This is a genomic window from Citrobacter europaeus (genome assembly GCA_020099315.1).
GTDB lineage: Bacteria > Pseudomonadota > Gammaproteobacteria > Enterobacterales > Enterobacteriaceae > Citrobacter > Citrobacter europaeus.
The window spans coordinates 4,728,181-4,752,356 of the sequence record CP083650.1 but is presented as its reverse complement, the minus strand read 5'-3'; the positions used below and the strand labels follow the sequence as shown (position 1 = coordinate 4,752,356).

The following is a 24,176-nucleotide window of genomic DNA, read 5'->3' as shown; positions in this document are numbered from 1 at the left end:
TTTTATTGCTTAACGCATGGTAACGAACTCTTCTGCCGCCGTTGGGTGAATCGCAACGGTGTTATCAAAGTCTTTCTTGGTTGCGCCCATTTTCAGAGCCACCGCGAAGCCTTGCAGCATTTCATCCATCCCAAAACCGATGCCGTGAATACCGACAATCTTCTCTTCCGGACCGACGCAAACCAGCTTCATGCGGCACGGCTGACGGTGCGTGGTGACAGCGGTATACATCGCGGTAAACGATGATTTATACACTTTCACCTGGTCATCGCCGTGCTGTTCGCGAGCCTGCTGCTCGGTTAAGCCCACGGTGCCAATTGGCGGGTGGCTGAAGACCACGGTCGGGATGTTGCTGTAGTCTAAATGCTCGTCCGGTTTGTTGTTAAATAGACGCTCGGACAGGCGACGGCCCGCGGCAACAGCAACCGGCGTCAGCTCAACGGCACCGGTGTTATCGCCGACGGCATAAATTCCCGGCACGCTGGTGTTCTGATATTTATCAACGACGATGTAGCCTTTTTCGTTGGTTTTCACGCCAGTCGCCGCCAGGTTGAAGTTGTCGGTAGCAGGTTCACGACCAATTGCCCAAATCAGGCAATCTACCGTTTCGCTACGGCCATCTTCCAGTTGCAGGGTCAGACTGCCGTCAGCATTTTTAACGACTGCTTTCGGAATTGCATGAGTATGCAGAGTCGGGCCTTCGGCGTTCATCACCTCAACCAGCGTGTCGACGATCATTGGATCGAAGCTGCGCAGCGGCGCGTGTTTACGTACGAACAGATGCGTTTGGGCACCCAGGCCGTTTATCACGCCCGCCAGCTCAACGGCGATATAGCCTGCGCCAACAACAGCCACGCGTTTTGGCAGCGCTGGCAGTTCAAAGAAGCCATCGGAGTCGATACCGTATTCCACACCCGGAATGCTCGGATGGCTCGGGCGACCACCGGTAGCAATCAAAATATGATCGGCAGTAATGGTTTCACCATTCACTTCAATGGTTTTGGCATCTACAAAGCGGGCAAAGCCTTTAATCACATCGACATTATTTTTGCCCAGCACGTTGTCGTACGAGGTATGAATGCGGTCGATATAAGCGGTACGCGTGGCGATCAGTTTATCCCAGTCGAACTTATTGATGGTGGTGTCGAAACCGTAATCCGGACCGTACATGTGGATCGCTTCGCGGACCTGTGCGGCATGCCACATCACTTTCTTCGGTACGCAGCCAACGTTAACGCAGGTGCCGCCTAACTCTTTGGCTTCAATCAGTGCGCATTTCTGGCCGTACATTGCTGCACGGTTAATGGAGGCAATACCGCCGCTGCCGCCGCCAATAGCGATGTAATCATAGTGCTTGGTCATGACCGCTCCTTCATGTTCATTGTAGGGCGGAGAAGCGTTACGCCATCCGCCAAAATATTCGCGATTGTATACCTGATATTAAAAGGTTCCACCGATGGCTGCGATTACTCCGGCACGATCCAGCTTACCGAGGTATGGCCGGTTCCTGCCGGTACCAGTTTGCTGTGTAACCACGGCAGAACGTTGTTCATCTGCTGCTCCAGCTTCCACGGCGGGTTAATCACAATCATGCCGGACGCCGTCATGCCGCGCTGATCGCTGTCCGGGCGTACCGCCAGCTCAATTTGCAGAATTTTGCGGATGCCGGTGTCTTCGAGATCGTGGACCATGCGCTTGATTTGCTGGCGCAAAACCACCGGATACCACAGCGCATAGGTGCCGGTCGCGAAACGCTTGTAGCCTTCGTTAATACCGGTTACCACCGCCTGGTAGTCACTTTTGATTTCATATGGTGGATCGATAAGGATCAGCCCGCGACGGGAAACTGGCGGTAATTTTGCTTTTAGCTGCTGATAACCATCGGCTTTGGCCACGCGAGCGCGCTCATCCTTCTGGAATTCGCCGCGCAGCAGAGGAAAGTCGCTCGGGTGCAGTTCAGTTAATTGCAGGCTGTCCTGTTCGCGCAGCAGCTGGCGAGCAATTAACGGAGAGCCCGGGTAGTAGCGCAACTGACCGCTACGGTTGAAGTGCTGCACCACACCAATGTAGGGTTCCAGCTCGGCAGGCAAATCGTCCTGCTGCCAGATACGGGCGATCCCTTCAAGATATTCACCGGTACGTTCGGCATGCTCACTGCTCAGCTGATAACGGCCTGCGCCAGCATGGGTGTCCAGATAGAGAAACGGTTTTTCTTTCTCTTTGAGCGATTCAATGATCAGGCTCTGAACGGTGTGTTTAAGGACGTCGGCGTGGTTGCCAGCGTGATAACTGTGGCGATAACTGAGCATGGGTAAACGTGTTCCAGGTTATAAACGTAGGCCCGAAAACAGCGCGATATCGGGCGAAAATAAAGCGTATCGCCACAGTATACAGAAAACTCGTCACTGCCGCGAAAGCGCAACGCCTGGCATTGAAATCCTCTACACTTAACCCCATTGTACAAATTAATATGCACAGCGCCGGATACGCGCTTCATTCACTCTTTTCAACAGGACCGCGCTAATGACCAATCCATTGCTGACTCCCTTCGAACTGCCGCCGTTTTCTAAAATTCAGCCTGAGCACGTTGTGCCTGCCGTCACTAAGGCGCTGAATGATTGCCGCGAAAACGTTGAGCGAGTGGTTGCGCAGGGCGCGCCGTACACCTGGGAAAATCTCTGCCAGCCGTTGGCAGAAGTTGACGATGTGCTGGGGCGTATTTTCTCTCCTGTTAGCCACCTGAACTCGGTGAAAAACAGCCCGGAATTGCGCGAAGCCTATGAGCAAACGCTGCCGCTGCTGTCTGAATACAGCACCTGGGTTGGGCAACATGAAGGTTTGTATCAGGCGTACCGCGATCTGCGTGATGGCGATCATTACGCCACTCTGAACACCGCACAGAAAAAAGCGGTCGATAACGCACTGCGCGATTTTGAACTTTCTGGTATTGGTCTGCCGAAGGAAAAACAGCAGCGCTATGGCGAGATCGCTACCCGCCTGTCTGAACTGGGTAACCTGTACAGCAACAATGTGCTGGATGCCACCATGGGCTGGACTAAGCTGGTGACTGATGAAGCGGAACTCTCCGGCATGCCGGAGAGCGCGCTGGCCGCCGCAAAAGCCCAGGCTGAAGCTAAAGAGCAGGAAGGCTATCTGTTAACGCTGGATATCCCAAGCTACCTGCCGGTCATGACCTACTGCGACAACCAGGGACTGCGTGAGGAGATGTATCGCGCTTATTCCACTCGCGCGTCTGACCAGGGACCAAACGCTGGCAAATGGGACAACAGCCCGATAATGGAAGAGATCCTCGCGCTGCGCCACGAACTGGCACAGCTGTTGGGTTTCGAAAGCTACGCTTTTAAATCGCTGTCCACCAAAATGGCGGAGAACCCGCAGCAGGTGCTCGACTTCCTGACTGATCTGGCGAAACGCGCCCGTCCGCAGGGTGAGAAAGAGTTAGCCCAGCTGCGCGCCTTCGCAAAAGCGGAATTTGGCGTTGATGAGCTGCAGCCGTGGGATATCGCTTACTACAGCGAGAAACAAAAACAGCACCTCTACAGCATCAGCGACGAGCAGTTGCGCCCATATTTCCCGGAAAACAAAGCCGTTAACGGCCTGTTTGAAGTGGTTAAACGTATTTATGGCATCACCGCCAAAGAGCGCACCGATGTTGACGTCTGGCACCCAGAAGTCCGTTTCTTCGAGCTGTATGACGAAAACAACGAACTGCGCGGCAGCTTCTATCTTGACCTGTATGCCCGGGAGCATAAACGTGGCGGGGCGTGGATGGACGACTGTGTCGGGCAGATGCGTAAAGCCGACGGTACGCTGCAAAAGCCTGTTGCCTACCTGACCTGTAACTTTAACCGTCCGGTGAACGGCAAACCCGCCCTGTTTACCCACGATGAAGTGATCACCCTGTTCCACGAGTTCGGCCATGGTCTGCACCATATGCTGACTCGTATCGAAACCGCGGGGGTTTCCGGCATCAACGGCGTGCCGTGGGATGCGGTCGAACTGCCGAGCCAGTTTATGGAAAACTGGTGCTGGGAGCCAGAAGCACTGGCATTTATCTCCGGTCACTTTGAGACCGGTGAGCCGCTGCCGAAGGAACTGCTGGATAAAATGCTGGCGTCGAAAAACTATCAGGCGGCGCTGTTTATTCTCCGTCAACTGGAGTTCGGCCTGTTTGATTTCCGTCTGCACGCGGAGTTTAACCCGCAGCAAGGGGCGAAAATCCTCGACACACTGGCGGAAATTAAAAAGCAGGTTGCCGTGGTGCCGGGCCCAACGTGGGGCCGCTTCCCACATGCCTTCAGCCACATTTTTGCTGGTGGCTATGCGGCAGGTTACTACAGCTATCTGTGGGCCGACGTGCTGGCGGCAGATGCCTTCTCTCGCTTTGAAGATGAAGGGATTTTCAACCGCCAAACCGGACAATCGTTCCTCGATAACATCCTCACCCGTGGTGGTTCGGAAGAGCCGATGACGCTGTTCAAACGCTTCCGTGGCCGCGAGCCGCAGCTGGATGCAATGCTGGCGCATTACGGCATCAAGGGCTGATTGTTCGCGTGAAAATTTGTTTACTGGATGAAACAGGCGCCGGAGACGGCGCCTTATCTGTTCTGGCCGCCCGCTGGGGACTGGAACACGATGAAGATAACCTGATGGCGCTGGTGATGACGCCGGAACATCTGGAACTGCGCAAACGTGACGAACCTAAACTTGGCGGTATCTTCGTTGATTTCGTGGGCGGTGCAATGGCCCATCGGCGCAAGTTTGGCGGTGGCCGCGGTGAAGCGGTGGCGAAGGCGGTTGGCATTAAAGGCGATTACCTTCCGGATGTAGTCGATGCGACAGCCGGGCTGGGGCGCGATGCGTTTGTACTGGCCTCGGTAGGCTGCCGCGTCCGAATGCTGGAACGTAACCCGGTAGTGGCGGCGCTGCTTGATGATGGTCTGGCGCGCGGCTATGCCGACCCGGAAATCGGCCCGTGGCTGCAGGAACGTTTACAACTAATCCATGCCTCCAGCCTGACGGCGTTAACCGATATCACCCCGCGCCCGCAGGTGGTCTATCTCGACCCGATGTTCCCGCATAAGCAGAAAAGCGCGCTGGTGAAAAAAGAGATGCGGGTGTTTCAGTCGTTGGTAGGACCGGATCTGGATGCGGACGGCCTGCTGGAGCCTGCGCGTCAGTTGGCCACCAAACGTGTAGTGGTGAAACGCCCGGACTACGCGCCGCCGCTGGCGGATGTCGCCACGCCGAATGCGGTAGTCACGAAAGGGCATCGGTTCGATATCTACTCAGGGACAGCATAGTTTGTAGGCCGGATAAGGCGGTAGCCGCATCCGGCATTACGGCTTAAACAAACGGTGCCAGCGGATCGGCAATCTCAAACGCTACCGCGCGGTCTGCTTTCGGTGGGTAAATCAGCTCGCTGACAATTGACACCTTCAGCTTCTTCGCTTCTGCGCGCGTCAGTTTCACCTGTTGGTCCCAACCTTCGGTATATACCGCGCCCCAGGCTCCCAGATCCAGACAAGTGACGTACATCTCCTGGCGGTACGGCAGCGGCGCCACGTCCAGCACGCTTGCTGCGGCGTTGTTCCCGGCGAACTTGCCCAATAAAATTGCGTGCTGGCAGGTCATTAACGCATGGTTGCCTTTGTCGTCGGTGGCGGCATAGGCCACATCGCCGGTGGCGTAGATATCATCGTGACCCACAACCTGCAGATGGGTATTTACATGCAGACGGCCCTGGCGATCGCGCGGAGCGTTAATCTGTGCTGTCAGGCTATTCGCTTGTACGCCGACCGTCCAGATAACCGTCTGCGAAGCAATCATCTGACCATCTTTCAGCGTGACGCCGGAGGCATCCACGCACTCTACTTCCGCATTGACCAGCCATTCGACGCCCAGTTCAGCGGAGGCTTCGATAATGACGTCACGTAATTCCTGGCTCCAGCGCCCGCCTGGCTGAGCGCCGCGTTCAACTACGACAACTCTGGTCTTAGCATCAGCGCCCAATATTTCGCGCAAACGCCCCGGCAATTCCAGCGCCATCTCAATCCCGGTAAAGCCGCCACCACAGACCACGACCGTATTGCGGGCCTCACTTTCCGGTTGTAATGCGAGATCCTTAATGTGCTGCTCCAGTACGGCGGCGCTCTCGAGCTGGTCGAGGTCAAACGCGTGCTCAGCGGCGCCGGCGACAATGTCGCGGTTTACGTGGCTGCCGCTGGCGAGCACCAGGCGGTCATAGCGGCGCAGATGAATTTCACCGTTGGCATCTTTCCAGCTTATCTCTTTAGAGTCCGGGAGGATCTGCTCGACGTGGCCTTGCAGGAAGTTGACGCCAGTAACGTCAAACAACGGCTGCAGCGGGGCGACCAGGGTTTGTACGGCGCTTTCATAAAAGCGTGGACGGACACGCAGCTCTGGTTGTGGCGCAATTACGGTAATATCAATGGCCTGCTGATGTTTATCCGCCAGTCGTGCGGCGCTTAATGCTGCCCACATACCGGCAAAGCCGGCGCCCACGATCAGAATTTGTTTACGCATTAGGGTTTTCTCACTAGTGACTACGAATTATTTACTCGGATTTTATTTGTCGTAGTTAGGAATTGCAATGCGATCAAACTCCTTTTTACTGAAAAGGGTAAGGGTTTTTTAATATCTATCTGATAAATATGTATTTAAAATTATATTTTAAAGTGGCTTCACTTTGCTGTCTGGAATGAATGAGACGAAAAAGCTACAATAAACTCAGATTCATTTTGGCTGAGATAAGAGAATGGCATTCTACAGTTCCGGGGTTGAGTACGGCATTCATAGCCTGATGTGTATGGTCGACAGCAAGGGCGACGCGCGGGATATGAGCGTGCGTGAAATTGCCGAGCTGCAAAGCGTGCCGTATGACTATCTGGCGAAAATTTTTACCCGTTTATCGAAAGCGGGCCTGGTACGCAGTATTGAGGGCAAGGGCGGCGGTTTCCAGTTGGCTAAACCCGCTGAACATATCACGGTGTTGGACGTGGTGAACGCCATCGATGGCGATAAGCGCATCTTCGAATGTCGCGAAATTCGCCAGCGGCTGGCGGTATTTGAGGAGCATCCGCCAGAGTGGGCCTGTGAAGGCATTTGCGGTGTGCGCTCGGTAATGGATATGGCCCAGCAGCGAATGGAAGAAGCGCTCGGCCAGCATACGATCCTCGATTTGGCGCGCAAAATGTATCGCAAAGCGCCGGACACTTTTGTCGTTGAAGTTCAGGAGTGGATAGACGCCCGCAAAGGGTAGCGATTGAAAATGCCCGATGGCGCCAGGCTACCGGGCATTTTGAATGTAGGCCGGATAAGGCAATAGCCGCCATCCGGCACTGATGATTATTGCTCGGTACTTGGCGTATTAATCATGCGGTTCAGCCATGGCACCATAATCGCCATCACGACCGTTACTGCCAGGGTGACCAGGCCAATCTTACTGAAGACGTTGGTGTAGATAGGCAGCGTTTGCAGCGGGTCGGTGATGTTCTCTGGTACGGCGGTGAAGGTGGCGACATAACCCCCCATCAGGAAGGCCGCAGCCTGGGTCAGGAACCACATCCCGAGAATAAAGCCCATCAGGTGCTGTGGCACGAGAGCGGCGACCATCGCCAGTCCCAGGGCGCTAATCAGCAGTTCACCCAGACTCTGGAACAGGTAGACCAGCACGATAAACCACGGTGACGTCAGCCCCTGCGCATCGGCAAACCACATCCCGGCAGCGGCGGCCGTCAGGAAGCCCAGCGAGCACAGGAACATACCGAGCGTAAATTTCATCGGCATGGTCAGGTCTTTGCCTTTGTTTCCCAGACGGGTATAGACAGCGGCCAGCACCGGACTTGCCAGTACCACCCAGAACGGGTTCAGCGCCTGGAAGCTCACCGGGTTGATGGCAAAACCGAGAATTTCATGGTGCACGTTATTGATAGCAAAGAAGTTCAGCGATGTCGGCATCTGCGCGTACAGAACGTAAAACACCACTGCTTCCAGCATCAGGATAAAGGCCACGAACATCTTGTTGCGCCCGGTTTTATCCAGTTTGAATGCCTGACGGAAGAAGATGATCGTCACGGCAATCGACAGGACAATCAGCACCAGGTTGGCAACCTGCACGTTGTGCATCAGCCAGGCGCAGATAAATACCATCACTACCGTACCGGCCAGCACGCAGAATAGATTACGGAAACTCAGCGGCTTATGGTCTGGCTCAGAGCCGATATCCTTCACCATGCCACGACAGGCAAAGTAGACCAGCAGCGCGACGATAAGCCCGGCACCGCACAGGTTGTAGGTCACTGCGTAGCCAAACTTATCGGCGATCACTGGCGCCAGCGACAGCGACAGCAACGAACCGATGTTAATCGACATATAAAACAGGGTGAAAGCACCGTCCAGACGGGCGTCTTTCGGTGGATAGCATTTTGACAACAGGCTTGCCGGGTTGGCTTTAAACAACCCGTTACCAACGGCAATGGTACCCAAAGCAATAAAGATCAGATCGGGCTTAAGCAGCGACATCCCGGTCATGAAGTAGCCGATGGCCAGTACAATGGCACCGAGTACCAGTGTGCGCTTGGTGCCTAGCAGGTGGTCGCCGACGTAGCCGCCGATCGAAATCAGGCCGTAAACCAGCGCGGCAAAGGCACCAAAGGTGACGAATGCCTGTTCTTGTGAAAATCCGAGCTGCTTAACAAAAAATACCGCCAGGATGCCCTGAACGCCGTAATAGCCAAATCGTTCCCACAATTCTACGAAGAAGATCATGAAGAACGGACGAGGTTGCTGCAGCAAGCCCGTAGGTGCAGTTTTATTCATATTCCATCGCCTTTCAAAGCCATCCCGAAAAGTATGAACGCGTATGCTTAAACGCGCCGAAAAAGTCTTATTTTGTTATAGACTGCGGTTATTGGCCGCGAGGGTAGAGTATTATAGAGATGGTTTTCGATCCAATTAGTTGATCACACTAATTATGATTTGTTTGTTGGATTGATGTACTAATTGTGTCCGAATGATAAAAACAAAAACGCCCGCACAGGCGGGCGTTTACAGGCTAAGCGACTTGCTGCGGGCCGGGTTATGTTCCGGCGGTAAGCATTTTATGCTTCTTCGTCGTCACGCAGCGGAACAATCAACATGTCGACGTGGACAGTGTTGATCAGTTGGCGCGCGGAGGACATCAGTTTGCTCCAGAAATCCTGGTGGTGACCACAAACGACCAGATCCATGTCGTATTTTTTGATGGCATCAACCAGAACCTGACCCAGATCGCCGCTACCGCTCAGGGTTTCGGTGATAGGGTAGCCTGCATTGGTGGACAGCTCGGTTAACGCGTGGTGGGTTTCTTCAGAAATGCGTTTCTGCATGTCGCCCAGATTCACGTCGATAAGCCCGGTGTACAGGTCGGAATAGTTTACGTCAACGTGGATAAGGGAGACTTTAGCATTGTAAGGCCGCGCCATAGAGACCGCTTTTTCAACCAGAACTTTGCTTTCCGGAGAAAGATCAACCGCGATAAGAATGTGTTTATAAGCCATAGTGTTACTCCTTCCATAAGTTGTCGATGACTAGCCTGCTGGCGTTATCTGCCGCCGCGTCATCCGCGTCCTGCGAACCTTGCGCGCGGGGCTAGCCCAGTCGTAAAAACGTACCATATAAGGACTATCCTTACATTATAGCGACCAGGATAATCCGTCAATCCGCCTTGCTTGCCAAGCAGTTAAACAAATTTTTTAGTTAATTGCATTGATAGCGATTAACCTTCTGGCAAAAAAATTAACTAATCTCCTACACTATCTAGAGAGGCGTTCGGATGCGTGATACTAATACGAACGGTTTCGGCTGTACTCTTCACTGAATGGTTTGGCAGGGTATCGGGGAGCGGTAGTCCCGGAAAGGAGTTCCGTGGGCGGGTCGCCGGGGAGGAGGTATGATAAGCACCATTGCATTGTTCTGGGCTTTATGTGTCGTTTGCATTGTTAATATGGCGCGCTATTTTTCTTCGCTACGCGCACTGTTAGTGGTACTTCGTGGTTGCGATCCATTGCTTTACCAGTATGTAGATGGAGGAGGCTTTTTTACCTCGCATGGGCAACCGAATAAGCAGATGCGTCTGGTGTGGTATATCTACGCTCAGCGTTACCGTGATCATCATGATGATGAATTTATTCGCCGCTGTGAGCGGGTTCGCGGTCAGTTCATTCTCACCAGCGCGCTATGCGGCCTGGTGTTAATCAGCATGGTTGCGCTGATTATCTGGCACTGATTCCAACGACAGATACAAAAAAAGCGGGCCAGTTTCCTGACCCGCTTTTTTACCGTGCATTCGCTTAGATAAGCTTCAGGGAGAGCCAGTACAGCACCCCGGAAAGAATAATCGCAGCCGGCAGGGTGAAGACCCAGGCCATCAGAATGCTGGTCACTGTTTTACGCTGCAAACCGCCGCCATCAACAACCATCGTTCCCGCAACGGAAGAGGAAAGAACGTGAGTGGTGGAAACGGGCATACCGGTGTAACTGGCGAGACCGATAGAGACTGCGGCAGTCATCTGCGCCGACATCCCCTGGGCATAGGTCATACCTTTCTTACCGATTTTCTCGCCGATGGTGGTGGCTACGCGACGCCAGCCAATCATCGTACCAATACCCAGCGCCAGTGCGACGGCCATAATGATCCAGATAGGCGCGTACTCAATGGTGCTCAGCATGTCAGCTTTCAGTTTCTTCAGCAGACGCTGATCGTCAGCGCTTACGCCAGGCAGCTTAACCACTTTATCGGTGGTATCAGAGATGCACAGCATAATACGGCGCAGCTGACCACGCTGCTCGACGCTTAACTTGTCGTAAGTTTCCAGATTCGCCAGCATACCTTTCGCGCGTTCCAGCGCGTTGATGGTATTCGCCGGGTGGCAATGAAACTCTGTCGCCGTCGCGGGTGCCGCGTCCGTCGGTGACGGAATCAACTGGTCTACGCCTGTGGCCTGTTTAAGCAGGTCAGGGCGCTGCTGGAAGAAGACTTCGACGTTATTGATTGCATCACGGGTACGGGTAATCTCGTAACCGGAAGCATTCATATTCACCACGAAACCTGCAGGCGCTACGCCAATCAGCACCAACATCACCAGACCAATGCCTTTCTGACCATCGTTCGCACCGTGGGAGAACGCCACGCCGATTGCGGAGAGGATCAGTGCAATACGCGTCCAGAACGGCGGCTTTTTCTTACCGTCTTTCTTTTCACGTTCTGCCGGCGTCAGGTGGATACGGGCACGTTTTTTCGTACCGCTCCAGTAGCGACGCAGAATGAAAATAAGACCACCTGCAACCACCAGACCGACAATTGGCGAGATGATTAGCGAGGCAAAAATACCGATAACTTTCGGGATGTTAAGTGCGTCCACCACCGAGGTGCCGGTCATCAACGCATTGGTTAAACCAATACCGATAATGGCGCCAATCAGCGTGTGGGAGCTGGATGCAGGCAAACCAAAGTACCAGGTACCCAGGTTCCAGATAATTGCCGCCAGCAGCATGGAGAACACCATGGCGAGGCCATGTGACGATCCCATATTTAGCAGCAGATCCGTTGGCAGCATATGCACGATGGCATACGCCACGCTGAGACCGCCCAGCAAAACACCAAAGAAGTTGAACAACGCAGCCATGACCACCGCCAATTGCGAACGCATTGCGCGGGTGTAGATCACGGTTGCGACAGCATTGGCTGTGTCATGGAAGCCGTTAATTGCTTCGTAGAACAGCACGAAAGCCAGAGCAAGCAATAGTAAAAGCCCGGTATGTAAATCCAGGCCAGCAAACAAATGTAGCATAGGACGTTACGCCATTTTGAGGACATGAACGCGGCGCATTATCAGTGACTTTGGCGGCGCGGGCAAAGTGAAATATAGAGTTTTTTTGATTTGTCTCCTGCTTTGTTTTACACCACTAAAGAATTATCCTATATATTTCAGATAAATACCCTTTATCGGTAGTTTGGTGCTGGTGCGACCACTGAGGAATCTTTACAATTCACTCCCGCTTTTTAGAGAGGATCGCAACGTGGAAAGGTTTGATACCGTTATTATAGGCGCTGGCGCAGCGGGTATGTTTTGTGCCGCGCAGGCAGGACAAGCAGGTAGTCGCGTACTGCTGATCGATAATGGTAAAAAGCCAGGGCGCAAGATTCTCATGTCTGGCGGGGGCCGCTGCAACTTTACTAATCTTTATGTCGAACCGGCTGCGTATTTGAGCCAAAACCCGCATTTTTGCAAATCGGCGCTGGCGCGTTATACGCAGTGGGATTTTATCGATCTGGTGGGCACGCACGGCATTGCCTGGCATGAAAAAACGCTAGGTCAGCTTTTCTGCGACGATTCCGCCCAACAAATTGTCGATATGCTGGTGGACGAGTGTGAAAAAGGTAACGTAACTATGCGGTTACGTAGCGAAGTCCTGAGCGTTGAGCGCGATGGTGACGATTTTATCCTGGAATTGAATGGGATGACTGTCGGCACGAAAAAGCTGGTTATTGCCTCAGGTGGCCTCTCTATGCCGGGTCTGGGCGCAACGCCGTTTGGCTATAAAATTGCCGAACAGTTCGGCCTGAACGTGTTGCCGACCCGCGCTGGTCTGGTGCCGTTCACCTTACATAAGCCGCTACTGGAGCAGCTTCAGGTACTCTCTGGCGTATCGGTTTCCTCCGTTATCACCGCCGAGGACGGCACCGTATTTCGTGAAAACCTGCTCTTTACGCACCGCGGGCTTTCTGGTCCGGCCGTGCTGCAGATTTCCAGTTTTTGGCAGCCAGGTGAATTTGTCAGCATTAATTTGTTGCCGGATGTTGACCTCGCGGGCTTCCTCGATGACCAACGAAGCGCACACCCTAATCAAAGCTTAAAGAACACGTTAGCGATGCAGTTGCCAAAGCGTCTGGTGGAATGCTTACAGCAGTTAGGGCAAATTCCGGATGTCTCGCTGAAGCAGCTTAACGTACGCGATCAGCAAACGCTGGTTGAAACGCTGACCGAGTGGCGGGTGCAGCCGAACGGTACGGAAGGGTATCGTACCGCTGAAGTCACGTTAGGTGGCGTCGATACCAACGAGCTGTCATCGCGCACGATGGAAGCGCGCAAAGTGCCGGGGCTGTATTTTATCGGCGAAGTTATGGACGTCACTGGTTGGTTGGGCGGCTATAACTTCCAGTGGGCGTGGTCGAGCGCCTGGGCGTGCGCACAGGATTTAGCTTCTGGGGTAAAAACACAGTAGATTTTGCCAGCAAGAAGTCAGCATTTTATGAATGGAATCAATTAGCAGTGTGCTCAATCGCTATCGTTATTCAGGCCGATAGCGGGAACAGAATCTCACTTAGGGTTTACCCGGTTTGCGGCCAGGTAAACCCTATATGATCACTACGCGACCACTTCCATTTCCATCATCACCGGATGGAAACGGCGCTTGAAGTAAATCAGCCCGTGGCCTTGCTGGCTGAGGGTAATGTTCTTGATTTCGACCAGATAGACCAAATGACTGCCGATAGTCTGCACTTGATTAATCTCACCCTCGAGGCTTGCCAGCGATCCTTTCAGTACCGGTTGGCCTTGCGCGCCTTTCTGCCAGCATGAAAGGTTGAAGCGATCTTCCATAGCCATGCCTGTCATCCCGGCGAAATGGCGGGCCATCACTTCCTGCTCGTGGTTCAACACGTTGATACAGAGCTTGCCGTTGCCCTGAAACACCGGGTTCATCGCGCTATTGGCGTTGATACAGACCATCACCGACGGTGGCGAGTCGGTCACCGAACAGACTGCCGTAGCGGTGATCCCGCAGCGGCCCGCTTCGCCTTCGGTGGTGATGACGTTAACGGCGGCCGACAGACTGGCCATGGCATCGCGAAAACGCAGACGTTGTTCATCTAATTGCATTGTGACCTCCCGCTGCTGGTTACTTCAGCAGCTTATCCAGCATGTTGATATCGGAATTGTTGTGCAAATGTGGAACCGTCCAGCCATTTTGGTCGTACTCGGACAGGCAGCGATCGACCATCGCCATCATTTTGTCCATGTTGCCGGAGCTCTGTGCCTGGCGCAGACACTGCAGGCGGATTTCGTCCTGGCTACCGGAGTAGTTGATTTCATACAGCTCGTGGCGGCCACCAAATTCGCTGCCGATGGCGTCCCACATTAGTTTGAGGATCTTGATGCGCTCGACGTGATCCATACCGTTCGATCCGCGTACGTATTTCGCCAGATATTCGTTGATTTGCGGGTTATTGAGATCGCGTGCGCTGGACGGCAGATAGATCAGGCCGCTGGTGACGCTGCGCTCGATAATATTTTTGATTTTGGCGTAAGCCATCGGCGCCATCACGCGATAGGTTTGCAGCGCGGCGTGATCCGGCAGATATGCTCCGTTGACCCACGGCGTTGCTTCAGCGCACATTGAGTCGCTCAGCGCCCAGAACATATTGCGCCAGGCCACGACTTCGCCAAGCTCGGCCTGTACGCCGCGGAACTCCAGGGTACCGGTGCACTCCAGCGAGCGCTTCAGCAGGGCTGTGATAAAGTCGAGCTTCACCGCCAGACGTACGCAGGCCTGCAGCGGATACATACGGGCGAAGCCACCTTCCATCGTCCAGCGGCGGCAGCGGTCAAAGTCGCGGTAAATCAGCACGTTTTCCCACGGGATCAGCACGTTATCCATGACCAGGATCGCATCGTTTTCGTCGAAGCGACTGGAGAGCGGATAATCGTATGGCGATCCGGTTGCTCCGGCGACCAGTTCATAGGAGGCGCGAGAGATAAGTTTGACCCCTTCGGCATCCATTGGCGCGACGAACATCAGCGCGAAGTCCGGGTTTTCGCCCATCACCTGCGCGGAGCCGAAGCCAATCATGTTGTAGTGGGTCAGCGCAGAGTTGGTCGCCACCACTTTTGCACCGCTGACGATAATCCCGGCATCGGTCTCTTTCTCGAGCTTGATATAGACGTCTTTCACTTCATCCGCTGGCTTATGGCGGTCGATCGGTGGATTGACGATGGCGTGGTTAAAGTACAGGCCGGTTTCCTGAATGCGGGTGTACCAGTTGCGGGCGTTCTGTTCAAACTGACCATAAAATTCTGGGTTAGCACCCAGCGCACAGCCAAACGCGGCTTTGTAGTCCGGAGTACGCCCCATCCAGCCGTAGCTCAGGCGCGACCATTCGGCGATGGCATCGCGCTGCTGGCGCAGGTCATCGGCACTTCTCGCGACGCGGAAAAACTTGTGGGTATAGCCGCCGCTGCCGGTGTCGGTACCCCAGCACAAGGTGTCCTGCAGTTCGGGTTTGTGCAGCGCATCGTACATTTGGGCGACAGAAGCGGCTGCGTTGCGAAAAGCTGGATGCGTAGTCACGTCTTTAACACGCTCACCGTAAATATAGATTTCGCGGCCGTCCTGCAAGCTCTTCAAATACTCTTCACCAGTTAACGGGCGTTTAGCGTCTGCACGGAAATTTTCAGGTTTCATAGGGGACCTCTTCAGTATTAATCGGATTGTGATGTTAAATTTATGTTTTGTTTTTGTTGTTCAATTGAAGCGGTTAAGAAGGTTTTCGTGAAGAGACTTTTAGGTCATCTGTGGGTACTTTTCAGGTGAGATAACGTTCTGTGATCCAGGCGTCATTTAGAATGAAAGGGTAAGCAGAGTCACGACACGGGCACTTTCTTCAGTCTGAACGCGCTCGGTGAGCAGCCGACTAAGCGGTTAAAGAAGCGAGCGAAATAGGCTGGATCCTTAAAACCCAATTGCCAGGCTATTTCGTTGATCGCGCTGTCGGAAAACAGCAATAGCCGCTTGGCTTCGCGCAACTGCCTGTCGAAAATTAGCCTTTTTGGTGGGCGGTTAGCGAAGCGGCGACAGATATCGGTCAGTCTGGATTCGGTCAGATGCAGCTCGTAGGCGTAGTCCGGCACCGTCCAGTGCTGGTGATAGTGGTTATCGATTAGCTGGTTAAAACGTTGAAACAGCCTTAGCTCGCCGCGTATCCCGCTGGCGGCATGATCGTCAAGCTTCGCATTCCGTAGTAGTAGGGTGAACACCGCCTGCGCCAATAGCATCAGTGTGTGTTCACGTCCCGGTAATTGCGAGGTCGACTCACGTTGAATCAGCCGCCAGTAGTGTGTTAGTGCCTCCAGTTCTTCGGGCTTATCGGCCAGCGACAGGCAGATACCCGGCAGGCCGAAGGCTTCCCGTGTGCCGGGATAAAGTACCTCCAACAGCGGCCAGACCAAATCCTCCCGCACCGTCAGTACGTGCCCATCACTATCAGACTCAGTGATAAAGGCGTGCGGCACCGACGGCGGTGTCAGAACGAACAGCGGTGCCTGTACTGAATAACGACTCTCGTCAAGCTGCAGCTCAATCTGCCCGGTATCAAGAAAGTGCATCTGAAAATATTGGTCGTGACGGTGCGCCTGCATATCGCGGCCAAAGAACTCAGCCATGCGGGCAAACGACTGATAATGCACATCTTCCGTTCCCAGACTCTCATCGTACTCTTTGTTGATATCGATATTGGCGATAGAGCTCTGACACATAGCGGCTCCTTACGGCGTCGCGCGAGGACGCGATCCTTTCATCGGAATAGCCCAGATAATCACCGCGCCAATGACCAACAGGGTGGCAACAAACCACAGACCACTGCTAAAGCTGCCAGTAATATCTTTCAGCCAGCCGATCATTAATGGGCTTACTGCTGATCCGATATTGCCGGTGGCGTTGATCACCGCAATACCGATCGCTCTGGCGCGTAGGCTGATCGACTGATCCGGGGTGGTCCAAAAGATGGCCATGGCGCTAAAGGAGCCGGTGGAGGCCATCACGATCCCCAGTAGTTGGATTAGGTTGTGATCGGTGGCTGAAGCCAGCAGCCAGCCTGCAGCGGCAAACAGAAAAGGTAGAGCGGTATGATGCTTACGCTCTCGATGTTTATCAGAGTGACGGCTCCAGTAGATCATTCCGAGAATGGTACAAATCTGCGGGATTGCCGCCAGCAGGCCGATAGTGATGTTGCTGCTGCTTTCGTTAAAGCTTTTAAGGATCTGCGGCGTCCAGATACTGATCGCACTGAGTGTATTCGTCAGGCAGAAGTAGGCCAGGGTGTACATCAGCACGATCGGCGTAAATACTTCCCGCCACAGGCTGCGTTGTTGCATGGCGTGATGGCTGATCGCCCCTTCCGGCTGTACCAGCATGAGGCGATCGTTATCCATCATCTCCTGCAGGCACTTTTTGTCTTCTGCCGTCAGCCATTTCGCCTTCGACGGTGAATCATCGAGCCAGAACCAGACCATAACGCCGAGCAGCACCGACGGGAAGCCTTCCAGCAAGAACAACCATTGCCAGCCGCGCAGGTTAAGCATGCCGTCCATAGACAGAATATATCCAGAAACGATCGACCCCAGCGCGGTAGTCACCGGCATCGCAATCATAAACAGCGCGTTGGCGCGGGCGCGGAAAAAGGCCGGGAACCAGAAGGTCAAATACAACAGGATGCCGGGCAGGAAACCGGCCTCGGTAATCCCCACCAGCATCCGCAGGATGTAGAGGCTGTTCGGCCCGGTGGCGAACATGGTGGCGGTAGAGGCGATGCCCCATAGCACCATGATGGTGGCAATCCAGCGGCGAGCGCCGACGATGCTGAGCATCACGTTGCTGGGTATGCCAAAAATCACGTAGGTAACGTAAAACAGGGTGGTGGCAAGGCCGAACATGGTGGCGTTCAGTCCCAGATCCTGCCCCATGGTCAGTCCGGCAAAGCCGATATTGATCCTGTCTAAAAACGAAAAGATAAAGAGTACGAACAAAAATACGATCAGGCGACGGAACAGTTTGTTGATAACTGACTGCTGCTGCGCCGTCAGCTGTTTGTGCTGGTTAGCCGGATCGAACTTTTCCGGGATGGCAGATGATGTATCGCTCATTGTCATTTTCCTCTAATGGGAATTTTGTAGGGTACGGCTATTTTGCCCGGTAGCGCTGCGCTTACCGGGCATTAGTAGACGCTTGGCGAACCCGGCGCGTTTATTTCCCCCCCAAACCGCGCCGCCAGCGCTTCTGCGCCACGGGCCAGCAGAGTGGTATCAACGCCGACGGCAACGAACAGTGCGCCTAGCGCCAGATAACGTTTCGCCAACTGTTCGTTAGCCATCAGGATCCCCGGCGCTTTACCGGCTGCACGAATTTGCGCGATGGCCTGTTCGATGGCAGCCTGCACCTCCGGGTGCTGCGGATTGCCGCCAAATCCCATATCAGCACTGAGATCGGCCGGGCCGATGAACACGCCGTCCACGCCCTCAACGTCGAGGATCTGTGGCAGATTTTTTAGGGCTTCGCGGGTTTCAATTTGCACCAGCACGCACATTGCGTCGTTGGCCTGATGGATATATTCGGGGATGCGGTTCCAGCGTGAGGCGCGGGCGAGCGCGCTACCTACGCCGCGAATACCTGCGGGCGGGTAGCGGGTGGCCTTCACTGCCAGTCGCGCTTCGTCAGCGTTTTGTACCATCGGCACCAGCAGAGTCTGCGCACCCACATCCAGCAATTGTTTAATTTGCACCGGGTCGTTCCATGATGGTCGCACCACAGGTTGGCTGGGGTAAGGGGCGATCGCCTGCAGTTGGGTCAGTATCGTTTGCACGCTGTTCGGCGCATGCTCTCCGTCAATTAACAGCCAGTCGAACCCAGCCCCGGCCAGTAGCTCTGCGCTGTAGCTGCTGGTGAGTCCAAGCCATAGGCCAATCTGTGGGCGACCGGTTTTTAAGGCATCTTTAAAGGCGTTATTCATCATGTTTCTCCTAAACAAACCGGCAGCTAATCGCGCCCATGTTGCCGTAGTCAACGTGGAAAGTGTCGCCCTTGCGCGCCGGAACCGGACGGGTAAAGGAGCCACCGAGAATAATCTGCCCGGCTTCCAGTTGGACGTCATACGGCGCAAGCTTGTTCGCCAGCCAGACCACGCCGTTGGCTGGGTGATTGAGTACCCCTGCAGCCACGCCAGTCTCTTCGATCACGCCGTTGCGATAGAGCAGGGCGGAGATCCAGCGCAGATCCAGTTCGTCGGGTTTGATGGGGCGACCGCCGAGGATCACCCCGGCGTTGGCGGCGTTATCGGAGATGGTGTCGAAGACCTTGCGCGGGCGCTGGGTCTCCGGGTCGATGTTGTGGCAGCGGGCATCGATAAGCTCCAGCGCCGGAATCACATAGTCGGTAGCGTTGTAGACGTCGAACAGGGTGCAGTTCGGGCCGCGCAGCGGTTTGGCCAGCACGAAGGCCAGCTCCACTTCGATGCGCGGGACGATAAAGCGGTCGGTAGGAATATCGCCGCCATCGTGGAAAAACATATCGTCCAGCAGCGCGCCGTAATCCGGTTCGCTAATCTGCGAGCTGGCCTGCATCGCTTTGGAGGTCAGACCGATTTTGTGGCCTTTAAGGACGCGGCCCTCGGCGATTTTCATTTTTACCCATTCGCGCTGAACGGCGTAGGCGTCTTCGATGGTGATCGTCGGGTGATCCAGCGAAATAGCGCGGATCTGTTCGCGCTGTTTTTCCGCCTGGTTTAGACGCTCGGCGATCAGAGTATGGGTATGTTTATCGAGCATAGTGGTTCCTGTGGCATTGCATTGCCGGATGGCGCTTCGCTTATCCGGCCTACAATTCATGGCCGGTGTAGGCCCGGTAAGCACAGCGCCACCGGGCAATTTGCACATTATTTAAATAACGCGTGCACGTTGTTCTGTTTGTAATTCAGCGTCGGGTGCAACTCCTGGATTTCGAACGACAGTGCCAGATAGCGGCTCTCCATCAGCGTGGCGAAATGGGCCTTAATCAGCGCAAACAACATCTCACCCACGTCCTGACGGCTCTCCAGGCTACGCCCGGAGCCGATTTTCAGCGTCATATGCACGAAGGCATAATCATGCTGGCCGTCGGCCATCTGCCAGGTATCCAGCCAGATGGCGCGACTGCGAATGCCGCCGATGGGAAAGATGCCGGTCGCCGCCAGCGCTTCGTTCACTTTGCCGAACAGACCCGGTAAATCGGCCTGTTCGCGGATGTTGTCGGTACACTCGGCAATAAAGTGCGGCATTCTGAACTCCTTAAACCTGCTCAGGCAGCGGGAAGACGGCGTTGACCTGGCCGGTGCCGGAACTGGCGAAAAGCTCGGTGATGAATTCAACGTTGCCGTCATATTTATCCCAGCCCAGCATGCCGAGCAGCATCACCGTGTCGTGCATGTTGCCCTCGCCGTAGCAGTAGTTGGCGTACTCCGGCAGCATGGTGCAGAACTCTTTGAACTTACCTTCACGCCACAGCTTCACGACCCGCTCGTCCATCTGATGGTCGAACTCGCGGGTGTAGCTGTTCATGCCTTCTTCCGCACGCTGATCGTCGATAAAGCGGTGCGACAGTGAGCCGCTGGCCAGGACCGCCACGGTGCCGTCGTATTTCTCGATAGCTTTAAGAATTGCTTCACCCAGCTTGCGACTGTCCGCGAAGTCATGCACGGTACAGAATGCTGAGATGGAAACGACTTTGAAGTGGTTGTCTTCGTTCATATAACGCATCGGTACCAGAGTGCCGTATTCCAACGTCAGGCTGGGAATATTGTGTGCCTGAGCACGCACACCCAGTTTGACGGCTTCAACGGCGATTGATTGGCCCAGTTCCGGGTTTCCCTCGTAGCGGTAGGCCATGTCGCGAATAAAGTGCGGCAGTTCGTGGCTGGTATAGTTCCCCTCAAAATGGGGGCTACAGTTGATGTGGTAGGCGCTGTTGACCAGCCAGTGGGTGTCGAACACAATGATGGTATCGACGCCCATTTCGCGGCAGCGTTTGCTTATCTCTTTATGTCCATCGATGGCTGACTGACGACAGCCGTGGTTTTTCCCCGGCAGTTCAGAGAGATACATCGACGGAACGTGTGTAATTTTTGCAGCTAAAGCTAACTTTCCCATATCAGACTCCCCATTTTGGGATCGGATGGTCGCCCATCGAGATGCAGACGTTTTTCATTTCGGCGAACACTTCAAAGCTGTATTCGCCGCCTTCACGGCCTGTACCAGAAGCCTTCACGCCGCCAAACGGCTGACGCAGATCGCGGACGTTCTGCGTATTGACGAACACCATTCCGGCTTCGATGCCGCGTGCCAGGCGCAGCACTTTGCTGATGTCCTGGGTCCAGATATAAGAGGCGAGGCCGTACTCCACATCGTTGGCCAGGCGCAGACCTTCCGCCTCGTCTTTAAACGGCAGCAGACAGGCTACCGGGCCAAATATCTCTTCCTGCGCGACACGCATGCGGTTGTCGACATCCGCCAGCACCGTTGGGCGCAGGAAGTTGCCGCTTTTCAGATGTGCAGGCAGGTCGGCGGGTTTATCCGGGCCGCCCGCCAGCAGGGTCGCCCCTTCTTCAATGCCGAGGCGGATATAACCGGTGACTTTCTCCCAGTGCTGTTGGCTAATCAGCGCGCCTACCTGAGTGTTCAAGTCGGCTGGGTCGCCGACGCGCAGGCGGTTGGCACGTTCAGCAAAGCGTTTGACGAATTCGGGGTAGATGCTCTGCTGGATAAAAATGCGCGAGCCAGCGGTGCAGCGTTCGCCGTTGATCGAGAAGATGGTAAACAGCGCGGCATCAAGAGCACGTTCAATATCGGCATCTTCAAAAATTAGCACCGGTGATTTGCCGCCAAGTTCCATGGAGTATTTTTTCAGCCCGGCATTTTTCATGATATTGCGCCCGGTGGCGGTACCGCCGGTAAACGACACCGCGCGTACGTCGTGGTGGCGTACCAGCGCATCGCCTGCCGTTGCGCCGTAGCCCTGAACCACGTTCAATACGCCTGCCGGAATGCCTGCTTCTAACGCCAGTTCACCCAGACGATCGGCAGTCAGTGGCGAAAGCTCGGACATCTTCAGCACAGCGGTATTGCCCAGCGCCAGGCACGGCGCGACTTTCCAGGTGGCGGTCATAAACGGCACATTCCACGGCGACACCAGTGCACAAACGCCGACCGGCTGTACGAGGGTGTAGTTGAGCATCTTGTCGTCGACCGGATAGGTCTTGCCATTCATCTGCTGGCACACTTCGGCGAAAAATTCGAAGTTATGCGACGCGCGAGGGATCAGCACGTTTTTGGTCTGGTGGATCGGCAGGCCGGTGTCGGCGGTCTCCATGGCGGCAATTTCAGGGACGTTCTGGTCGATCAGGTCGCCCAGACGGCGCATCAGGCGTGCACGCTCTTTCATCGGCAGATTGGCCCATTTAGGGAACGCTTCCTTCGCTGCCGCCACCGCCTGATTCACTTCGTCGGCACCGCCGGAGGCCACTTCCGCCAGCACTTCACCGGTTGCCGGGTTGGTGGTGTGAAAATACTCCGTAGCCGCGACGTTTTTGCCGTTGATCCAATGGTTAATCTTTTTCATGACAGCTTCTCCTCATATGCCTGCTGACTGATGATGCGGTTGACCAGACGGCCGACGCCTTCCACTTCGACGATCACTTCATCGCCCGGCACCACGTCTGACAGCCCTTTTGGCGTACCAGTGGCGATCATGTCGCCCGGTTGCAGGGTCATAAACTCGCTCAGATAAGCGATCAGGAACGGGATGCTGAAGATTAGATCGGCGGTGGTGCCCTGCTGGCGCAGTTCGCCGTTGACCCAGGTGCGCAGGGCCAGGGTGTGCGGGTCAGGAATATCCGCTTTGTTGACGATGCAGGGGCCTATTGGCGTCAGAGTGTCGCGGCTTTTTACCCGCAGATTGGGGCGATAGTAGTTTTCCAGATAGTCGCGGACGGCGTAGTCGTTGCAGACGGTGTATCCGGCTACGTACTCCATGGCGTCGGCTTCGGCGACCTTACGCGCGGTTTTGCCGATCACCACCACCAGTTCGGCTTCGTAGTGCATGTACTCAACGTTATCCGGGCGTACCGATTCCTGCTGGTGGCCGATAAAGGTGTTTGGCGCTTTGATAAACACCAGCGGTTCGGTGGGCGGCTTGAACTCCAGCTCGCTGGCGTGATCGGCGTAGTTCAGACCCAGCGCGAACAGCGTGCCGTCGGCGGGCGGCAGCCAACGAAATTCGCCTTCTTTTAGCAGTCTGCCGTCAGCCAGGCGAACCTGCTCGCGTTCATCGATCTGGACGTTGTGTTGTTGTCCCTGCCACTCAATACGTGCTTGTTTCATGCCAGTTCTCCTTCGGTAACCACCGGGTTTTCCAGCGGCAGGAGGCCTGCGGCAAGAATACGTACGCGATCGCCTGGTCGCAGGGTTACGCGGTTGTGCGGGGTGCCGATCAGAATGGCGTCGCCAGGGTTGAGGGTCGCGAATTCACTCAGGGCGCTTAGCAACTCGGCGGCGGAGCGCTGGAGATCAACAGTGTTCCAACTGTCAGCTTCCCGACCGTTGATTTCGGTGATAATGGTCAGGTTATCGACGTCGCTGAGCGTAGAAAGTGCGCCAATCGGGCAGAAGCCATCGCGGCATTTGGCTTTGATTGCCGGGCGATAGAAGCTCTCTTCCGGCAGGCTTACGTCGTTAGCCAGCGCATATCCGGCAATGTAAGCAACCGCTTTTTCTGCAGTTACTTTACGGGCGGTTTTACCGACGATCAGGGCCACAGTCCCTCCGCTTAGCACGGTTTCACCCTGCGGGAAGGGGATGCTATCTCCGTTGCCGATAACGGTATTACGCGGTTTGATAAACCACACCGCGGTCTTTGGCGGCGTTTTGTAGGGGGCCTGTTGGAACGCTTCGCGCCAGGCATCGAGCTGGCTGCGGTGGTTAAGCGCCACGGCGAAAATGGTACCTTTCATTCACCACTCCTCTGATTCTGATTTCGGATACGATCATTTCATTAACATATTAATGATCATTTTTTATGCTTTGCAGAAAGGTTTGGCAAACAGAAGTGAATGATTTGTGATCTGATTAACAATAAATTTACAGGTTTTGTTTTTATTTCTTATAAATCAATATATAAGATTATCTTCTTATCTCGACCTGTACTTTTCAGAGACAGAAACCGGTTGCGTTCTGGTGTGATTAACGCTAATTATTAACTTATTAACAAATGAAGGTGTGATTCAGAGGTCAGTC

22 protein-coding genes are annotated in these 24,176 nt (G+C 54.6%); 5 read left to right on the top strand and 17 right to left on the bottom strand.

From position 1 onward, the window contains the following. Positions 1 to 9: 9 nt before the first annotated feature. Together gorA and LA337_22295 are read right to left on the bottom strand one after the other, a co-directional pair. The gene (gene gorA, locus LA337_22300; protein ID UBI15851.1) at positions 10 to 1,362 is read right to left on the bottom strand and encodes a glutathione-disulfide reductase; all 1,353 of its coding nucleotides are present in this window, start codon (positions 1,360 to 1,362) and stop codon (positions 10 to 12) included. A 104-nt stretch (positions 1,363 to 1,466) separates the two neighbouring features. Continuing rightward, positions 1,467 to 2,309 (bottom strand): 23S rRNA (adenine(2030)-N(6))-methyltransferase RlmJ, encoded by an 843-nt coding sequence (locus LA337_22295; protein ID UBI15850.1) that lies wholly within the window; start codon positions 2,307 to 2,309, stop codon positions 1,467 to 1,469. 214 nt (positions 2,310 to 2,523) lie between these two features. Between LA337_22295 and prlC the strand changes: the two genes are divergently transcribed. Further along, on the top strand, positions 2,524 to 4,566 hold the full coding sequence (gene prlC, locus LA337_22290) for an oligopeptidase A (GenBank protein UBI15849.1): 2,043 nt from the start codon (positions 2,524 to 2,526) through the stop codon (positions 4,564 to 4,566). An 8-nt stretch (positions 4,567 to 4,574) separates the two neighbouring features. Then, on the top strand, positions 4,575 to 5,324 hold the full coding sequence (gene rsmJ / locus LA337_22285; GenBank protein UBI15848.1) for a 16S rRNA (guanine(1516)-N(2))-methyltransferase RsmJ: 750 nt from the start codon (positions 4,575 to 4,577) through the stop codon (positions 5,322 to 5,324). A gap of 43 nt (positions 5,325 to 5,367) precedes the next feature. Here the strand turns inward: rsmJ and LA337_22280 are convergent, their stop codons facing one another. Next, complete coding sequence (locus LA337_22280; protein UBI15847.1) at positions 5,368 to 6,567, bottom strand: NAD(P)/FAD-dependent oxidoreductase; 1,200 nt, start codon at positions 6,565 to 6,567, stop codon at positions 5,368 to 5,370. A 232-nt stretch (positions 6,568 to 6,799) separates the two neighbouring features. On the opposite strand from LA337_22280, the gene LA337_22275 reads away from it, so the two are divergent. Beyond that, entirely contained in the window at positions 6,800 to 7,303 is a 504-nt protein-coding gene (locus LA337_22275) for an Rrf2 family transcriptional regulator (GenBank protein UBI15846.1), read from the top strand. A gap of 86 nt (positions 7,304 to 7,389) precedes the next feature. On the opposite strand, the gene dtpB is transcribed toward LA337_22275, so the two are convergent. Both dtpB and uspA read right to left on the bottom strand, forming a co-directional pair. Further along, positions 7,390 to 8,862, bottom strand: a complete 1,473-nt coding sequence (gene dtpB / locus LA337_22270; GenBank protein ID UBI15845.1) for a dipeptide/tripeptide permease DtpB — start codon at positions 8,860 to 8,862, stop codon at positions 7,390 to 7,392. 281 nt (positions 8,863 to 9,143) lie between these two features. Next, a complete protein-coding gene (uspA, locus tag LA337_22265) occupies positions 9,144 to 9,581 on the bottom strand; it encodes a universal stress protein UspA (protein UBI15844.1) in 438 nt (145 codons plus the stop codon). A 392-nt stretch (positions 9,582 to 9,973) separates the two neighbouring features. Between uspA and uspB the strand changes: the two genes are divergently transcribed. Continuing rightward, on the top strand, positions 9,974 to 10,309 hold the full coding sequence (uspB, locus tag LA337_22260) for a universal stress protein UspB (GenBank protein UBI15843.1): 336 nt from the start codon (positions 9,974 to 9,976) through the stop codon (positions 10,307 to 10,309). A 64-nt stretch (positions 10,310 to 10,373) separates the two neighbouring features. On the opposite strand, the gene pitA is transcribed toward uspB, so the two are convergent. Continuing rightward, positions 10,374 to 11,873, bottom strand: a complete 1,500-nt coding sequence (pitA, locus tag LA337_22255) for an inorganic phosphate transporter PitA (protein ID UBI15842.1) — start codon at positions 11,871 to 11,873, stop codon at positions 10,374 to 10,376. 229 nt (positions 11,874 to 12,102) lie between these two features. On the opposite strand from pitA, the gene LA337_22250 reads away from it, so the two are divergent. Next, on the top strand, positions 12,103 to 13,308 hold the full coding sequence (locus LA337_22250; GenBank protein ID UBI15841.1) for an NAD(P)/FAD-dependent oxidoreductase: 1,206 nt from the start codon (positions 12,103 to 12,105) through the stop codon (positions 13,306 to 13,308). Between the two features lie 143 nt (positions 13,309 to 13,451). On the opposite strand, the gene LA337_22245 is transcribed toward LA337_22250, so the two are convergent. The 11 genes from LA337_22245 to LA337_22195 form a co-directional block, all read right to left on the bottom strand. Then, positions 13,452 to 13,964, bottom strand: coding sequence for a 4-hydroxyphenylacetate 3-monooxygenase reductase subunit (locus tag LA337_22245; protein ID UBI15840.1), 513 nt, complete (start codon positions 13,962 to 13,964; stop codon positions 13,452 to 13,454). Positions 13,965 to 13,983: 19 nt separating this feature from the next. Next, positions 13,984 to 15,546 carry a 4-hydroxyphenylacetate 3-monooxygenase, oxygenase component gene (hpaB, locus tag LA337_22240; protein ID UBI15839.1) on the bottom strand — a complete coding sequence of 521 codons (1,563 nt, stop codon included), beginning with the start codon at positions 15,544 to 15,546 and terminating at the stop codon, positions 13,984 to 13,986. Between the two features lie 179 nt (positions 15,547 to 15,725). Further along, on the bottom strand, positions 15,726 to 16,616 hold the full coding sequence (gene hpaA / locus LA337_22235) for a 4-hydroxyphenylacetate catabolism regulatory protein HpaA (protein UBI15838.1): 891 nt from the start codon (positions 16,614 to 16,616) through the stop codon (positions 15,726 to 15,728). 9 nt (positions 16,617 to 16,625) lie between these two features. Beyond that, on the bottom strand, positions 16,626 to 18,002 hold the full coding sequence (gene hpaX, locus LA337_22230; protein UBI15837.1) for a 4-hydroxyphenylacetate permease: 1,377 nt from the start codon (positions 18,000 to 18,002) through the stop codon (positions 16,626 to 16,628). 71 nt (positions 18,003 to 18,073) lie between these two features. Beyond that, positions 18,074 to 18,865: a 4-hydroxy-2-oxoheptanedioate aldolase gene (hpaI, locus tag LA337_22225; protein ID UBI18536.1), complete on the bottom strand. Its 792-nt coding sequence runs from the start codon at positions 18,863 to 18,865 to the stop codon at positions 18,074 to 18,076. A gap of 10 nt (positions 18,866 to 18,875) precedes the next feature. Beyond that, positions 18,876 to 19,679 carry a 2-oxo-hepta-3-ene-1,7-dioic acid hydratase gene (hpaH, locus tag LA337_22220; protein ID UBI15836.1) on the bottom strand — a complete coding sequence of 268 codons (804 nt, stop codon included), beginning with the start codon at positions 19,677 to 19,679 and terminating at the stop codon, positions 18,876 to 18,878. Positions 19,680 to 19,786: 107 nt separating this feature from the next. After that, positions 19,787 to 20,167, bottom strand: a complete 381-nt coding sequence (locus tag LA337_22215; GenBank protein ID UBI15835.1) for a 5-carboxymethyl-2-hydroxymuconate Delta-isomerase — start codon at positions 20,165 to 20,167, stop codon at positions 19,787 to 19,789. 10 nt (positions 20,168 to 20,177) lie between these two features. Further along, the gene (gene hpaD, locus LA337_22210) at positions 20,178 to 21,035 is read right to left on the bottom strand and encodes a 3,4-dihydroxyphenylacetate 2,3-dioxygenase (protein UBI15834.1); all 858 of its coding nucleotides are present in this window, start codon (positions 21,033 to 21,035) and stop codon (positions 20,178 to 20,180) included. A gap of 1 nt (position 21,036) precedes the next feature. Continuing rightward, positions 21,037 to 22,503 carry a 5-carboxymethyl-2-hydroxymuconate semialdehyde dehydrogenase gene (gene hpaE / locus LA337_22205; protein UBI15833.1) on the bottom strand — a complete coding sequence of 489 codons (1,467 nt, stop codon included), beginning with the start codon at positions 22,501 to 22,503 and terminating at the stop codon, positions 21,037 to 21,039. Beyond that, positions 22,500 to 23,264, bottom strand: a complete 765-nt coding sequence (locus LA337_22200) for a fumarylacetoacetate hydrolase family protein (protein ID UBI15832.1) — start codon at positions 23,262 to 23,264, stop codon at positions 22,500 to 22,502. The genes hpaE and LA337_22200 overlap by 4 nt, the downstream gene beginning before the upstream one ends. Further along, positions 23,261 to 23,893 (bottom strand): fumarylacetoacetate hydrolase family protein, encoded by a 633-nt coding sequence (locus LA337_22195; protein ID UBI15831.1) that lies wholly within the window; start codon positions 23,891 to 23,893, stop codon positions 23,261 to 23,263. Before LA337_22195 ends, LA337_22200 begins: the two co-directional genes overlap by 4 nt. Between the last annotated feature and the right edge of the window lie 283 nt (positions 23,894 to 24,176).

Excerpts from the sequence above, each read along its gene's own strand:
- hpaD (UBI15834.1), bottom strand. The coding sequence starts at position 21,035 with ATGGGAAAGTTAGCTTTAGCTGCAAAAATTACACACGTTCCGTCGATG.
- LA337_22200 (UBI15832.1), bottom strand. The coding sequence starts at position 23,264 with ATGAAACAAGCACGTATTGAGTGGCAGGGACAACAACACAACGTCCAG.
- uspB (UBI15843.1), top strand. The coding sequence starts at position 9,974 with ATGATAAGCACCATTGCATTGTTCTGGGCTTTATGTGTCGTTTGCATT.
- LA337_22245 (UBI15840.1), bottom strand. The coding sequence starts at position 13,964 with ATGCAATTAGATGAACAACGTCTGCGTTTTCGCGATGCCATGGCCAGT.
- LA337_22195 (UBI15831.1), bottom strand. The coding sequence starts at position 23,893 with ATGAAAGGTACCATTTTCGCCGTGGCGCTTAACCACCGCAGCCAGCTC.
- hpaH (UBI15836.1), bottom strand. The coding sequence starts at position 19,679 with ATGCTCGATAAACATACCCATACTCTGATCGCCGAGCGTCTAAACCAG.
- LA337_22215 (UBI15835.1), bottom strand. The coding sequence starts at position 20,167 with ATGCCGCACTTTATTGCCGAGTGTACCGACAACATCCGCGAACAGGCC.
- LA337_22275 (UBI15846.1), top strand. The coding sequence starts at position 6,800 with ATGGCATTCTACAGTTCCGGGGTTGAGTACGGCATTCATAGCCTGATG.
- hpaI (UBI18536.1), bottom strand. The coding sequence starts at position 18,865 with ATGAATAACGCCTTTAAAGATGCCTTAAAAACCGGTCGCCCACAGATT.
- prlC (UBI15849.1), top strand. The coding sequence starts at position 2,524 with ATGACCAATCCATTGCTGACTCCCTTCGAACTGCCGCCGTTTTCTAAA.
- dtpB (UBI15845.1), bottom strand. The coding sequence starts at position 8,862 with ATGAATAAAACTGCACCTACGGGCTTGCTGCAGCAACCTCGTCCGTTC.
- hpaX (UBI15837.1), bottom strand. The coding sequence starts at position 18,002 with ATGAGCGATACATCATCTGCCATCCCGGAAAAGTTCGATCCGGCTAAC.
- uspA (UBI15844.1), bottom strand. The coding sequence starts at position 9,581 with ATGGCTTATAAACACATTCTTATCGCGGTTGATCTTTCTCCGGAAAGC.
- gorA (UBI15851.1), bottom strand. The coding sequence starts at position 1,362 with ATGACCAAGCACTATGATTACATCGCTATTGGCGGCGGCAGCGGCGGT.
- LA337_22295 (UBI15850.1), bottom strand. The coding sequence starts at position 2,309 with ATGCTCAGTTATCGCCACAGTTATCACGCTGGCAACCACGCCGACGTC.
- LA337_22280 (UBI15847.1), bottom strand. The coding sequence starts at position 6,567 with ATGCGTAAACAAATTCTGATCGTGGGCGCCGGCTTTGCCGGTATGTGG.
- hpaB (UBI15839.1), bottom strand. The coding sequence starts at position 15,546 with ATGAAACCTGAAAATTTCCGTGCAGACGCTAAACGCCCGTTAACTGGT.
- hpaA (UBI15838.1), bottom strand. The coding sequence starts at position 16,616 with ATGTGTCAGAGCTCTATCGCCAATATCGATATCAACAAAGAGTACGAT.
- hpaE (UBI15833.1), bottom strand. The coding sequence starts at position 22,503 with ATGAAAAAGATTAACCATTGGATCAACGGCAAAAACGTCGCGGCTACG.
- pitA (UBI15842.1), bottom strand. The coding sequence starts at position 11,873 with ATGCTACATTTGTTTGCTGGCCTGGATTTACATACCGGGCTTTTACTA.